The organism is Neisseria mucosa (assembly GCF_003044445.1).
GTDB classification, from domain to species: domain Bacteria; phylum Pseudomonadota; class Gammaproteobacteria; order Burkholderiales; family Neisseriaceae; genus Neisseria; species Neisseria mucosa_A.
Genome location: NZ_POWX01000017.1, coordinates 24,239 through 37,475, shown reverse-complemented (window position 1 = coordinate 37,475; position 13,237 = coordinate 24,239). Strand labels below are relative to the sequence as shown.

Here is a 13,237-nt window from a genome sequence, read left to right as displayed (position 1 = left end):
TCTTTGTGTCCTGTTTTGATATTTAGTTTCCCGCAAACGAGCCATACAAAAATTTCAGACGACCCCTAAATGCCAAGGTCGTCTGAAAGCAAAGCGGCAATTGCGCTTAGAACCAAGTATCCAAAGGCATACGCTTGTTATTCGTCAGCTTGATAAAACCTGCCGCCAGTCGGTAAGCAAACCAAACCGATACCAAAAACAGCAGCACGTAGCCGATGCCGATAAACGCGGTGATTTTGCTCAATATAAATCCCACCAGACCGCCCCAGAAGGTTTTAATCAGATAGTCTGCGTGGTTATTATAAACCGAGTCGCCCATGTCGCCTCGTTTTACATACGCCAAAATGATGCCGGCAACCGGCATGACGAAGGTGGCAAAACCTAACGCAAACAGGGCATACATCGCCATTACGTAAGTACGGTCGCCGTCTTGGCGCGGTGCTTCTGATGCATTACCGCTACCGGTCTGTTGGCTTGCAGTCTGCCCGTTTCTGCCGCTGAATTCACGGAGCGACTCGTCGTACCATGCACGACGTTCGGGATCGACCAGCGTATCGTAAGCCTGACGGATTTCCTTGAAACGCTCTTCCGCATCAGGATTACCGGGATTACGATCGGGATGGTATTTCATTGCCGAATCGCGATAGGCTTTTCTGATTTCTGCAATATCCGCATCCGCCGAAATGCCGAGAATTTCATAAAAATTACGGTTTTCCATATTAGGGTGTGCCTCTTTGGTTTGTGTTTGCCAAAGCCCGATCCGTTAAGTCACGATAACAGGCTGTTTGGCAAAAAAAAACAGATATAAAATCAGGCATTGCATTCTTTTTATAAAACCTTCAAATCTGCCCGAATCTGCGTTTCCCGACTTAAAAACCGTTTTGCATCCCTTTAGACGGCGACCTGTACATCCTGCGGATTCAAAGCCCGCAGAGCCTGCGGACTGACACCGATGATAAATCCGCGCTTGCCGCCGTTGATATAAACCTTGTCCAAATCCCAAATACTTTTTTCAACATAAACAGGCAACTGGGTTTTCATACCGAAGGGCGTCGTCCCGCCCACCAGATAGCCCGTCCATTTGTTTGCCTGTTTCGGATCGGCAGGCTCGATGTGTTTCATACCCAAATCGCGCGCCAGATTGCGGGTGGAAATCTGCTTGTCGCCGTGCATCACGACAACCAACCCTTTCTTCGCTTCATTTTGCAGCACGATGGTTTTGACCACCTGATGCTCGTCCACGCCGAACAAATCCGCAAACTGCGCTGTCCCGCCGTGTTCCTCATAAACATAAATATAAGGCTCAAAATCAATTTTATGTGTACGCAGGAAACGGACGGCAGAAGTAACCGGATAATCGGTATTTTTGCTCATGATGCAGTTCCAATATTATTCAGACGACCTAAACTTAGTATGACAATGACGCGTAAAAATAGTTTCCGCATCTTTTCAAAAACAGCCCGCCTGCTGTGGCAGACAATCAAGCTGAATGTTACCATAAGCCCCTGCCCAATATCCGCCGTCTCGTTCTGACCCCATCAGGCAAACTGAAATCCGATGACGGAGCAAAATACCCCATGCGCCCCAACTTCAAGGAATATCAAATGAATATCCGATACCTCGGTACGACCGAACGCTACTCCGAAGCCGTCTGCGCGGGAGGATTTGTCTTCCTCTCCGGCATGGTTCCCGAAAATCCCGAAGCCGATGCCAAAGCCCAAACCGAAAACGTCTTGGCGCAAATCGACCATTGGCTTGAAGAATGCGGTTCCGACAAAGCACACATCCTCGAAGCCACCATCTTCCTGACCGATATGAACGACTACGCCGCCATGAACGAAGCCTGGGATGCCTGGACAGCCCCCGGCCGCGCCCCAGCCCGCGCCTGCATCGAAGCCAAACTCGCCAAACCTGAATGGGTGGTCGAAATCAAAGTATCCGCCGTGTGCAAGTGATTGGATTGCATAAGATCGTCTGAAAACCGCAGTCGATTTTTCAGACGACCACGTTCATAAGATAAGATTGAACACAATCAAAGTGCTTGGATTGACGGTAAATCGGTTATCAATACAAAAAGGTCGTCTGAAAACCCAAGTTTTCAGACGACCTTTTACAATCAAACCATTATGCGAACGGATGATGCAAAACGATGGTTTCTTCGCGGTCGGGGCCGGTAGAGACGATGGCGACCGGCGCACCGCAGACTTCTTCGATACGTTTCAAATATGCTTTGGCGTTTGCAGGCAATGCGTCGTAGCTTTTTACGCCGAAAGTCGATTCGCTCCAGCCGGGCATGGTTTCGTAAATCGGTTTGCAGGTTTCTACCGCATCGGAACCGCAAGGCAGGATGTCGGTTTTGCTGCCGTCGGGCAATTCGTAGCCGACGCAGATATTGATGGTTTCGATACCATCCATTACATCCAGCTTGGTGATGCACATACCGGAAATGCCGTTAACTTGGATGGAGCGTTTCAGGGCGGCGGCATCAAACCAACCGCAGCGGCGTGCGCGACCGGTTACGGAACCGAATTCGTGTCCGCGTTCTGCCAAACCTGCACCGACTTCGTCAAACAATTCAGTCGGGAACGGACCTGAACCGACGCGCGTGGTATAGGCTTTGACGATGCCCAAAACATAATCCAGCATTTGCGGACCTACGCCCGCGCCTGCGGAAGCGGCTCCCGCCAAGCAGTTGGACGAGGTAACGAAGGGGTAAGTGCCGTAGTCGATGTCCAACAGCGTACCTTGAGCGCCTTCAAACAGCAGTTTTTCGCCGTTTTGGTTTTTCTCGTTCAACACGCGGGATACGTCGGTAATCATCGGCGTAATGCGCGGCGCGACTTTTTCGATAACCGCCATCACGTCTTCCACTTTAACCGGCTCGGCATTGTGCAGATGTTGCAGTTGGACATTGTAATAGGCAAGGATGGCATCCAGTTTTTCACGCAGTTTTTCAGGATGCAGCAAATCGACGACACGGATGGCGCGGCGTGCCACTTTGTCTTCGTAGGCAGGGCCGATACCGCGGCCGGTCGTGCCGATTTTACCTTTGCCGCGAGAAGCTTCGCGGGCTTGGTCAAGCGCGATATGGTAAGGCAGGATCAGCGGGCAGGTCGGCGCAATTTTCAGACGACCTTCGACGTTTTTCACGCCTGCTGCGTTCAATTCGTCAATTTCGCCCAACAATGCTTCGGGGGAAACGACAACGCCCGAGCCGATGAAGCAGTCGAGACTTTCATGCAGGATACCGCTTGGAATCAGGCGCAAAATGGTTTTCTTGCCGCCGACGACCAAAGTGTGCCCAGCATTGTGTCCGCCTTGGAAACGCACGACACCGCTGGTTTCTTCCGCCAGCCAGTCAACGATTTTACCTTTGCCTTCATCGCCCCACTGGGCGCCGATTACTACAACATTTTTAGCCATAGCCATATAACCTATTAATATTAAAAAATTATCGTGAATCAACCTCAAACCAAGACGGCTTTGCGCCCTACCCTGATTTGCATTTAATCCGCTATGAATGGGTATTTAAAGTTTCTCAACCTGCCAAACGCCGTCCGACTTTTTCAGACGACCTGTAATCTCTTCCGAAGCGTTGTGTCCGATACCGTAGTCGATCACGACACACTGCCCTTGTTCACGCAAAGCTTCGACTGCTTCGCGTGCCACTTCGGCATCATCCGCATCGACCAACACGACGGGCTGTCGCTCAATGGCGGGCAAACGTCCGATAAAGCTGCGCAAGTCGAAACTGAATCCCGTTGCCGGACGCGCACGACCGAAATATTCGCCCAATCCATCATAACGCCCGCCCCGTGCAACCGCGTCATGGAAATTGGAACCGTATGCGGCATACAGTAAGCCCGTGTGGTAATTATCGACGCGCAGTTCGGACAAATCGATATGGACTTTCTGATTCGGGAAGGCGTCGCATACTGCCTGCAACTCGTCCAACGCGCTGCCGACCGCAGACAAATCCGGCAATCGTTCGCGTGCGGCGGACAACACTTCCCGTCCTCCATACAGACGCGGCAGCAGCGAGAATGCTTTTGCCCACATACCGTCCAGCTTCCAAGCCTTAACCTGCACTTCAACCGCCTCGGTATCTTTATCCTGCATCAAAGCAAGCAGCGTTTTGGACTGCTCCGCATCCAAATGCGCCGCATCGGACAAAGCGCGGAATACGCCGATGTGCCCCAACGACAGCAAAACCTCGCCCATATCGGCAATCTTCATGCTTTTGAGCATCAAGTCAATCAATTCGATATCCGCTCTGATGTCGGCGAAACCATACATCTCCGCCCCCGCCTGCAAAGGTTCGCGCATATTGAGCAAACCTTCCGGCCGCGCGTGCAACACAGGACCTGCGTAACACAATCGGTTAATCCCTTGATTGGCGGACAAAAGATGCGCATCGATACGCGCAACTTGCGGCGTAATATCGGCGCGGATGCCTAGCTGCCGACCGCTCAGCTGATCGACCACCAAAATGGTTTTCAAAGACAAACCCGCGTCAATGTGCGTCAGCAGGGAATGGCTGTATTCCATCAGCGGAGGCTGTACCAGCTCGTAACCGTGCACTCGGAACAAAGTCAATAACTGCTCTCGCGCGCTTTCCAACTGTCGGGCGTTGGTCGGCAACACATCGGCAACATGTTCGGGAAGCTGCCAAGATTGCATGGGAATCTACCTTCTATCTGTTTTTGTAAACGCAAAGGGCTGCTTGAATTTAAAACCAGACAGGCAAACCGCCTGTTTCTCGAAATACGCCGCGCAAACAATGCAGCGTTTCCAACCAATCTGATTTTAAATTCAAACAGCCCCTGAATGACGGCTTTAAACCGCCGAGTTATTAAAAGCAAACTTTACCATACAAAACAGTTTTGTGCAGCCTGTTTTCATACAAGCGCCGTCTGAAAAAAGACGGGCAATCCTATTCGCAATGAAGATTGCTTGTTTTCTCTTTGAACGAATCCATCGCAATTTGACACATACGTTGCCGTTGTCCCAAATCCGCCGCAGGCAATGCTTGGAATAAAAATTTCGTATTGTTGCGTTGGAAATCGGCTTTCTTGCCTGCTTTTTTATAGCATACATCTGCGCGCGCGAAATATTGGCGGCAGATTTCCGGCAATTCTTCCAATGATAAAGGTTTGTGCTTATGCATCCCATGCGCTGACACGGTCAGCGGAGATACTGCAAAAACCGCTACCGCAACAAATTTCAAACTTTTTTGAAACCAATAATTTTTCATAATAAAACCTCAAAATCTATATCTACATGATGATTTTGCTTTTCGCAAAATCTGCTACGTTTGTTTTCAGACGACTTCAAAGCCGACTCAACCAAGTTGCGCCAGTTGTCCGCGCATCTCGGTAATCACAGCTTTATAGTCCGGCTTGCCAAAAATTGCCGAACCAGCCACAAAAGTATCGGCGCCCGCCGCCGCGACGGCAGCGATATTGTCGGTTTTGATGCCGCCGTCAACTTCGATAGCGATGTGCCGCCCGCTTTGCGCTTCGTACTGATCCAACATTGTCCGCACTTGGCGGATTTTTTCAAGAGTGTGCGGGATGAAGCTCTGACCGCCGAATCCGGGGTTGACCGACATCAGCAATACCATGTCCAGCCTATCCAATACGTTTTCCAAAACGTAGGCGGGAGTTGCCGGATTCAACACCAATCCTGCCTGACAGCCTGCGTCTTTAATCAGGCTCAGGCTGCGGTCGATATGGCGGCTGGCTTCAGGATGAAACGTGATAATCGAAGCCCCTGCTTTGGCAAATGCCTGAATCAGATCATCAACAGGTTCGACCATCAGATGCACATCAATCGGTACAGTCGCATAAGGCTTCAACGCCGCGCAGACCATAGGGCCGAAAGTCAGGTTCGGCACATAATGATTGTCCATCACGTCGAAATGAATCAGATCTGCTCCCGCTTCGATAACTTTCGTTACCTCTTCGCCCAAACGGGCAAAATCGGCGGATAAGATACTGGGCGCAATACGGAATTTTTGGTTCATAGAAATCCAGTCGGCTGGTGTGGTTTGATAAACGGATAATTTTTCGTATTCTACCACCAACGCCCCAGTCAACACTAACCATGCATTATTAATATTTAACAAAAGTAAGCATATGCATAGATAATTATTGGTTAACGATATGTTTTAACAGAAATAAAATAAAGATATGAAGTTAACAAAAGTTAACTGGAGGGATACTGCCTTTCACACGCTAATCGGGTATATTTGCGCGGTTACGGAAACTAGGAAAACGCTGTGTCTGCCAGATTCAAATCTTATTTACCCCTCTGTTCACTATCGGTCGCGCTACTGATGGCTGTCAACCCCACGCACGCCGGTCCCCAATATATCAAGCTGGACGATTTTCAAGCCAATTGCGACATCCGCTCCCTTAATCTGACGCAAGACCAACACAATGCCTTGCGCCGCATCCGCAATGATTACAAACAGGCATCGGACAAGGCATACCGTAAACTCGTCCGCACAGACCGCAACCGCCGCCAAGTCATTATGAAAATCCTTGCGGCAGATAATTTCGATCAAAACAACGCGCGCGATTACGTCGAAACCCGCTACTTGTCGAGCATGGATTTCGCTGTGGAAGAATTGGAAATCCAACACCGCTTCTACCACCTGCTCAATCCGCGCCAACGCCAGCTTTGGCTCTCTTCCTGCCTTCGCTGACATATCGCTTTCCTGATTTATCCGTACAAAAAGGTCGTCTGAAATCCTGTTTCAGACGACCTTTTGAACGATATGGCGATTCAAAGCGATGCTGTTGGAAGAAATTGAACCGGAAAAAGCTTTGCCTACCCTTACCCTCTCGCAGATTTCAGTACGGCAGGCATATTTCTGAAAACCTCAATCCAAAATCCGTTGTTCCGGCAAACGCCCTGCCCAATCGCACGCGAACTGCCAAGCCGAACGCCCCGAGCGGCTGCCACGCATTTGCGCCCATTGCAACGCTGCCTTGCGTGCCGTTTCATCAAAATTCACATCGAAATCATCCAACCAATTTTCAACCGCTTGAAGGTAGTCGTTTTGATCGAACGGATAAAAACTCAACCACAAGCCGAAACGGTCGGACAGGGAAATTTTTTCCTCAACGGCCTCTTTTTGATGGATTTCACCGCGTATGCCCGTCGTACCGCCGTTTTCATCCATATATTCAGGCATCAGGTGGCGCCGGTTGGAGGTGGCGTACACCAATACGTTGCTGCATCTTTGCGACAAACCGCCATCCAATACGGTTTTCAAAGCTTTATACGTTTCATCGCCGGTTTCAAACGATAGGTCATCACAGAATACGATGAATTTTTCGGGACGGTCTTTCAACAAGGAAAGCAGCGCGGGTAGGTTGACCAAATCGCTCTTATCAACTTCAATCAGGCGCAGCCCTTGGTCGGCATATTCGTGCAACAGAGCTTTGACCAGCGAGGATTTGCCCGTTCCGCGCGAGCCGCTCATCAAAACATTATTCGCGGATCGGCCTGCCAAAAACTGCTCGGTATTGCGTTTGAGCTTTTCGGTTTGCGTCCCGACGGCAGCCAGACGGTCAAGCGGGAATGTATGCGGGTTTGGCAGGCTCTCCAAAATCCCTTTTTTACCAACGCTGTGCCAACGGTATGCCAAAGCGTTCCAGTCGGTTTTGCCGGGTTCTTCGGGCAACACCAAATCAAGACGGTTCAAAACGGAATAGGCTTTTTGCAAAAAAGCGGCGAGTTTCATATATATATCCTTATTGTCCTGATGTAACAGGATTTTGCTGCGCCATCACGCGCATCACGGTATCGACAACGGCTTGGGTTTGCGGGTCGATTTCGATATTGATGACATCGCCCTCTTTTCGGCTGCCGAACAAGGTGCGCGTTAAAGTTTCCGGAATCAGGTGGACATTGAATTCCGTATCGGTAACGTCTCCTATGGTCAGGCTGCAACCGTCCAAGCCGACAAAGCCTTTGCTCAAAATATAGGGCTTGAGTTCAGGCGGCAGTGCAAACCAAACCGTGCGGTTAAACTCGCTGCGCTCTATCCGCGTAATCTGCGTAGTCGTCATGATATGCCCGCTCATGACGTGTCCGCCGATTTCATCGCCAAAACGGGCGGCACGTTCGAGATTGACGGCATCTCCCGTTTTCAGACGACCTAAATTGGTCTTTTCCAAGGTTTCCTTCATCAAATCAAAGCTGACCGTATCGCTGTCGATTTTAGTGATAGTCAGGCAGCAGCCGTTGTTGGCGATGGAAGCGCCGATTTGCAGATGCTCGGTCATCCCTTCGGGCAGCTTGACGACATGGGTACGGAAATCGGCGGACGGTTCGCGGATGGCGATGATTTCGCCGACACCTTGGACGATACCTGTAAACATGGGAGATTCTCCAATCGGTTTATTTGATGCGTTTGAAAACCAAATCCCAAACGCCGTGCCCCAAACGTTTACCGCGGGCTTCAAATTTTGTTTCGGGACGGTAGTCGGGCGTAGGCGCGTAATCAGCGGCGGTATTTTGCAAATTGTCAAAACCGCTCAACACTTCCAGCATCTGTTGCGCGTATTCTTCCCAGTCGGTCGCCAGATGGATATAGCCGCCGACTTTCAGCTTGGGCAGCAGTTTCTGCACAAACGGTGTTTGCACCAAGCGGCGTTTGTTATGGCGTTTTTTGTGCCAAGGGTCGGGAAAGAAAATGTGAATGCCGTCGAGCACGTCGTCTGAAAGCATATTTTCCACCACTTCGACCGCATCGTGCCGCATCACGCGGATATTGCCGATGTGTTCTTCTTCAATCAATTTCAAAATGTTGCCGACGCCGGGACCGTGTACATCAATCGCCAAAAAGTCGGTATCAGGCAGGCGCTTGGCGATTTCAACAGTCGCCACGCCCATGCCGAAACCAATTTCCAACACCTTAGGACGGTCGCTGCCGAAACGCTGATTCAAGTCCAACACGGAATCTTGGTAATCGATGCCGAACTGCGGCCACATCGTATCAATGGCACGCTGCTGCGCCGCAGTCATATGCCCTTGGCGCAATACAAAGCTGCGGATGGAGCGTTTGTGCTCTTCAGGAACGGTAGAATCCGGAGTTATTTCGTTCATAAATTATTTCTTGTATCTGATAAAACTGGGGAAAGGTCGTCTGAAAATCTGCGATATGTTTCAGACGACCTCTGAATATATGGGGTCAACCTTCGAACGGTTTGTTCTTATAACTGATGAATAAAAATGGGACAAGCAGTTGAGAGTATAAATCCTACCGAACTTGTTTGCTTGCTGTTTTAAAGCATTACTATAGTGGATTAAATTTAAATCAGGACAAGGCGACGAAGCCGCAGACAGTACAGATAGTACGGCAAGGCGAGGCAACGCCGTACTGGTTTATAGTTAATCCACTATAAATGGCTCACTTGGAGCTTAGACACCCATTCTTGTTCATCCATTATATCGTTAATGAAATCACTATTACTGACAATATTCTGTTTGACGAAAAGGTCGTCTGAAAGATTCAGACGACCTTTGATTAATAAATGCAATGTCAGCAGTTTAATTCAACTGACTGAATACACTTATTTTTTCTTTTGAGCAGGCAGGTCGGTACAAGTACCCAGCGCCACTTCGGCAGCCATACCGATGGATTCGCCCAAGGTCGGGTGCGGGTGGATGGTTTTGCCGATGTCTGCCGCGTCGCAACCCATTTCGATGGCCAAACAGATTTCGCCAATCATATCGCCACCGTTCGGGCCGACGATACCGCCGCCGATGATACGGCCGGTTTCCGCATCAAAAATCAGCTTGGTGAAGCCGTTATCGCAACCGTTGGCAATCGCACGGCCGGAAGCTGCCCACGGGAAGTTGGCTTTGGTGATTTTGCGACCGGATGCTTTGGCAGACAATTCGGTTTCGCCAACCCATGCGACTTCGGGAGCGGTATAAGCCACGCCCGGGATTACGCGTGCGTCGAAGTAAGCTTTGTGTCCGGCGCAGTTTTCAGCGGCAACGTGACCTTCGTGAACGGCTTTGTGTGCCAGCATAGGTTGACCGACGATGTCGCCGATAGCGTAGATGTGCGGCACATTAGTACGCATTTGTTTGTCGACTTCGATGAAGCCGCGGTCGGTTACGGCAACGCCTGCTTTTTCGGCGCTGATAAGTTTGCCGTTAGGCGCACGACCGGCGGCAACCAATACGGCATCGTAGCGTTGCGGCTCTTTCGGCGCGTTCGCACCTTCAAAAGTAACGTAAACACCATCTTCTTTCGGCTCGACTGCAACGGTTTTGGTGTTAATCATGATGTTGTCAAAACGGTATTCGTTTTGTTTTTGCCATACTTTCACCAAATCGCGGTCTGCACCTTGCATCAGGCCGTCCATCATCTCAACAACGTCAAGACGCGAACCCAGCGTACTGTAAACCGTACCCATTTCGAGACCGATGATGCCGCCGCCGATAATCAGCAGTTTGCCCGGTACTTCTTTCAGAGCCAACGCGCCGCTGGAATCGATGATGCGCGGATCTTCGGGGATAAACGGCAGCTTGGTTACGCGGCTGCCCGCTGCGATGATACAGTTTTTGAACGCAACGATTTTTTTCTCGCCGGTAGGCGTAGCTTGTTCGTACACGTCGCCGGTAGTCAGCGACACTTCTAAGTGGTGCGGATCCAAAAATTGACCGTCGCCTTGGATAACGTCCACTTTGCGGCCTTTAGCCATACCTGCCAAACCGGTAGTCAGGCGGGAAACCACGCCTTCTTTGTAGCCGCGCAACATATCGATGTCGAGTTCAGGCTCGGGGTATTTGATGCCGTTGGCAGCCAAGTGGCGCACTTCGTCGATAACGGCAGCGTTGTGCAACAAGGCTTTTGAAGGGATACAGCCGACGTTCAAGCAAACGCCGCCCAAAGTTTTGTAACGCTCAACGATGGCAACTTTCAGGCCTTCATCGGCTGCAGCGAATGCAGCAGAGTAACCGCCAGGACCGCCACCCAATACGACTACGTCGTACTCAGCATCGGCAGAACCGCCGAATTGCGCAGCTTGCGGAGCAGGAGCGGCAGCTTTAGGGGCTTCTTGCGCAGGAGCAGCAGGTGCTTCGGCTTTAGGAGCGGCAGCCGCGCCTTCGGCTTCAACGACTACAATCAAGCCGCCTTCGGAGATTTTGTCGCCGACTTTGACTTTAACTTCTTTGACGACGCCAGCAACTTCGGCAGGCACGTCCATCGTCGCTTTGTCGGTTTCCAAGGTAATCAGGGTATCGTCAACGGCGATGGTGTCGCCTACGTTCACTTCAACCGCGATAATATCTACATTTTCGTGTCCGCCAATGTCGGGCACTTTTAATTCAACTAAGCTCATGTCTAATCTTTCTGAATGATATCCGGACTTCTGTTTTCAGACGACCTGTCGGGTTGTTTGTCGAAGGTCGTCTGAAATACGCTCGGATTACAGGGTAATGCGGCGGAAGTCTTTCAACAGGTTCGCCAGGAATACGGTGAAGCGCATACCGGCGGCACCATCGATGACGCGGTGGTCGAAGGACAGGCTCAACGGACACATTAGGCGAGGAGCGAACTCTTTGCCGTCCCAAACCGGTTTGATTTGGGATTTGCACACGCCCAAAATAGCGACTTCAGGTGCATTCACAATCGGAGTGAAACCTGTACCGCCGATACCGCCCAAGCTGGAAATGGTAAAGCAGGCGCCTTGCATTTCTTGCGGTTTGAGCTTGCCTTCGCGGGCTTTTTTAGACAATTCGGTCAGCTCTTGGCTGATTTCTTTCAGACCTTTTTGATCCACGTCTTTGATGACTGGAACAACCAAGCCGTTCGGCGTATCGGCTGCGAAACCGATGTTGAAGTAGTTTTTCAGCACCAGATTGTCACCGTCCAAAGAAGCGTTGAATTCAGGGAAGGCTTTCAGCGCAGAAACGGAGGCTTTGATGATGAACGCCAACGGAGACAGTTTCACGCCTTCGCGTTCCCATTCTTTGTTCAGCTGTTTGCGGAATTCTTCCAAATCGGTCATATCCGCTTCTTCGTGTACGGTAACGTGCGGGATAACTACCCAGTTGCGAGACAGGTTTTGACCGGAAATTTTCTTAATGCGGGACAATTCTTTAACTTCGACATTACCGAATTTTGAGAAGTCCACTTTAGGCCACGGCAACAAGTCCAGACCGCCGCCCAAAGATGCGCCGGCAGCAGCAGGTTTCGCCGCACCGCCTTGCATTACCGATTTCACAAAGGCTTTGATGTCGTCGCCCATGATACGGCCTTTCAAACCTGTACCTTTGACTTGACCCAAATCTACGCCCAATTCGCGCGCCAGTTTGCGTGCGGAAGGACCAGCGTGTGCTTTGGCAAAAGCAGCTTCGTCGATTTTAGCAGCGGCGGGTGCAGGAGCGGCAACAGGAGCCGGAGCTGCTGCAGGCGCGGCAGCCGGAGCAGGTGCTGCTGCCGGTGTGGCGGCTTGAGCAGGAGCGGGAGCTGCGGCAGAACCGGCGGTTTCCACTTCGATAATGGCAGTACCTTCAGATACTTTGTCGCCGACTTTCAGGAATACGGCTTTAACGACACCGGCAGCCGTACAAGGTACGTCCATGGTCGCTTTGTCGGTTTCCAGAGTAATCAGCGTGTCGTCTTCGGCAACAGTGTCGCCAACTTTGATTTCAACGGCGATTACATCTACATCAGTATGACCGCCAATATCAGGAACGGCTACTTGAACGGTTGCACCGCCTGCAGGAGCGGCAGCGGGTGCAGCGGCAGGTGCAGGTTGTGCCTCAGTGGCAGGAGCCGGAGCGGCTTCAGCAGCGGCAGCACCGGTTTCAACGGTCAGAATCACGCCGCCTTCGGAGATTTTGTCGCCAACTTTGACTTTCACTTCTTTGACAACGCCTGCTGCATCGGCAGGCACGTCCATAGTGGCTTTGTCGGTTTCCAGTGTAATCAGGGTGTCGTCAATGGCGATGGTGTCGCCCGCTTTGACTTCTACTGCGATGATATCGACGTTTTCATGACCGCCGATATCGGGTACTTTGATTTCTACGATACTCATTTGAGTTCCTTTGATGATTTCGGTTTGAGGTCGTCTGAAAAACAGTTTCAGACGACATCACTTATGTTTTCCGGCACGGATAACCATTTCCAGAGCAGCTTTTCTGCGCTTCGAAGCTTTTGTACAAATTGCGCCCACTGCTTGGTAACTCAAGGTCTATCCGT

Annotated in this window: 13 protein-coding genes; 2 read left to right on the top strand and 11 right to left on the bottom strand. The window is 50.8% G+C overall.

Annotated elements, in window-relative coordinates; all coding sequences use genetic code 11:
* Window positions 1-106 precede the first annotated feature (106 nt).
* A complete protein-coding gene (locus DBY90_RS09745; protein WP_019271344.1) occupies window positions 107-718 on the bottom strand; it encodes a DnaJ domain-containing protein in 612 nt (203 codons plus the stop codon).
* A gap of 173 nt (window positions 719-891) precedes the next feature.
* Complete coding sequence (gene ybaK, locus DBY90_RS09740) at window positions 892-1,374, bottom strand: Cys-tRNA(Pro) deacylase (RefSeq protein WP_019271343.1); 483 nt, start codon at window positions 1,372-1,374, stop codon at window positions 892-894.
* 230 nt (window positions 1,375-1,604) lie between these two features.
* Between ybaK and DBY90_RS09730 the strand changes: the two genes are divergently transcribed.
* Window positions 1,605-1,955 (top strand): RidA family protein, encoded by a 351-nt coding sequence (locus tag DBY90_RS09730; protein WP_070492500.1) that lies wholly within the window; start codon window positions 1,605-1,607, stop codon window positions 1,953-1,955.
* Between the two features lie 169 nt (window positions 1,956-2,124).
* Here DBY90_RS09730 and DBY90_RS09725 read toward each other — a convergent pair whose 3' ends face one another.
* The 4 genes from DBY90_RS09725 to rpe form a co-directional block, all read right to left on the bottom strand.
* The gene (locus DBY90_RS09725) at window positions 2,125-3,423 is read right to left on the bottom strand and encodes an adenylosuccinate synthase (protein WP_070492501.1); all 1,299 of its coding nucleotides are present in this window, start codon (window positions 3,421-3,423) and stop codon (window positions 2,125-2,127) included.
* A gap of 105 nt (window positions 3,424-3,528) precedes the next feature.
* Window positions 3,529-4,680 (bottom strand): ATP phosphoribosyltransferase regulatory subunit, encoded by a 1,152-nt coding sequence (locus DBY90_RS09720; protein ID WP_070492502.1) that lies wholly within the window; start codon window positions 4,678-4,680, stop codon window positions 3,529-3,531.
* Between the two features lie 253 nt (window positions 4,681-4,933).
* Window positions 4,934-5,254, bottom strand: coding sequence for a hypothetical protein (locus tag DBY90_RS09715; protein ID WP_003742528.1), 321 nt, complete (start codon window positions 5,252-5,254; stop codon window positions 4,934-4,936).
* Window positions 5,255-5,341: 87 nt separating this feature from the next.
* Entirely contained in the window at window positions 5,342-6,025 is a 684-nt protein-coding gene (rpe, locus tag DBY90_RS09710; protein WP_070492503.1) for a ribulose-phosphate 3-epimerase, read from the bottom strand.
* 312 nt (window positions 6,026-6,337) lie between these two features.
* Between rpe and DBY90_RS09705 the strand changes: the two genes are divergently transcribed.
* Entirely contained in the window at window positions 6,338-6,709 is a 372-nt protein-coding gene (locus DBY90_RS09705) for a Spy/CpxP family protein refolding chaperone (RefSeq protein ID WP_003742526.1), read from the top strand.
* 177 nt (window positions 6,710-6,886) lie between these two features.
* On the opposite strand, the gene DBY90_RS09700 is transcribed toward DBY90_RS09705, so the two are convergent.
* From DBY90_RS09700 to aceF, 5 genes are all read right to left on the bottom strand, one after another.
* Entirely contained in the window at window positions 6,887-7,753 is an 867-nt protein-coding gene (locus DBY90_RS09700; RefSeq protein ID WP_070492504.1) for an ATP-binding protein, read from the bottom strand.
* A 10-nt stretch (window positions 7,754-7,763) separates the two neighbouring features.
* Window positions 7,764-8,393, bottom strand: a complete 630-nt coding sequence (locus DBY90_RS09695) for a riboflavin synthase (protein WP_070492505.1) — start codon at window positions 8,391-8,393, stop codon at window positions 7,764-7,766.
* Window positions 8,394-8,412: 19 nt separating this feature from the next.
* On the bottom strand, window positions 8,413-9,120 hold the full coding sequence (gene trmB / locus DBY90_RS09690; RefSeq protein ID WP_070492506.1) for a tRNA (guanosine(46)-N7)-methyltransferase TrmB: 708 nt from the start codon (window positions 9,118-9,120) through the stop codon (window positions 8,413-8,415).
* Between the two features lie 467 nt (window positions 9,121-9,587).
* Window positions 9,588-11,372, bottom strand: a complete 1,785-nt coding sequence (lpdA, locus tag DBY90_RS09685) for a dihydrolipoyl dehydrogenase (RefSeq protein WP_049227682.1) — start codon at window positions 11,370-11,372, stop codon at window positions 9,588-9,590.
* Window positions 11,373-11,459: 87 nt separating this feature from the next.
* Window positions 11,460-13,073 carry a dihydrolipoyllysine-residue acetyltransferase gene (aceF, locus tag DBY90_RS09680; RefSeq protein ID WP_070493978.1) on the bottom strand — a complete coding sequence of 538 codons (1,614 nt, stop codon included), beginning with the start codon at window positions 13,071-13,073 and terminating at the stop codon, window positions 11,460-11,462.
* Window positions 13,074-13,237 lie beyond the last annotated feature (164 nt).

Excerpts from the sequence above, each read along its gene's own strand:
- DBY90_RS09745 (WP_019271344.1), bottom strand. The coding sequence starts at position 718 with ATGGAAAACCGTAATTTTTATGAAATTCTCGGCATTTCGGCGGATGCG.
- ybaK (WP_019271343.1), bottom strand. The coding sequence starts at position 1,374 with ATGAGCAAAAATACCGATTATCCGGTTACTTCTGCCGTCCGTTTCCTG.
- DBY90_RS09730 (WP_070492500.1), top strand. The coding sequence starts at position 1,605 with ATGAATATCCGATACCTCGGTACGACCGAACGCTACTCCGAAGCCGTC.
- DBY90_RS09725 (WP_070492501.1), bottom strand. The coding sequence starts at position 3,423 with ATGGCTAAAAATGTTGTAGTAATCGGCGCCCAGTGGGGCGATGAAGGC.
- DBY90_RS09720 (WP_070492502.1), bottom strand. The coding sequence starts at position 4,680 with ATGCAATCTTGGCAGCTTCCCGAACATGTTGCCGATGTGTTGCCGACC.
- DBY90_RS09715 (WP_003742528.1), bottom strand. The coding sequence starts at position 5,254 with ATGAAAAATTATTGGTTTCAAAAAAGTTTGAAATTTGTTGCGGTAGCG.
- rpe (WP_070492503.1), bottom strand. The coding sequence starts at position 6,025 with ATGAACCAAAAATTCCGTATTGCGCCCAGTATCTTATCCGCCGATTTT.
- DBY90_RS09705 (WP_003742526.1), top strand. The coding sequence starts at position 6,338 with ATGGCTGTCAACCCCACGCACGCCGGTCCCCAATATATCAAGCTGGAC.
- DBY90_RS09700 (WP_070492504.1), bottom strand. The coding sequence starts at position 7,753 with ATGAAACTCGCCGCTTTTTTGCAAAAAGCCTATTCCGTTTTGAACCGT.
- DBY90_RS09695 (WP_070492505.1), bottom strand. The coding sequence starts at position 8,393 with ATGTTTACAGGTATCGTCCAAGGTGTCGGCGAAATCATCGCCATCCGC.
- trmB (WP_070492506.1), bottom strand. The coding sequence starts at position 9,120 with ATGAACGAAATAACTCCGGATTCTACCGTTCCTGAAGAGCACAAACGC.
- lpdA (WP_049227682.1), bottom strand. The coding sequence starts at position 11,372 with ATGAGCTTAGTTGAATTAAAAGTGCCCGACATTGGCGGACACGAAAAT.
- aceF (WP_070493978.1), bottom strand. The coding sequence starts at position 13,073 with ATGAGTATCGTAGAAATCAAAGTACCCGATATCGGCGGTCATGAAAAC.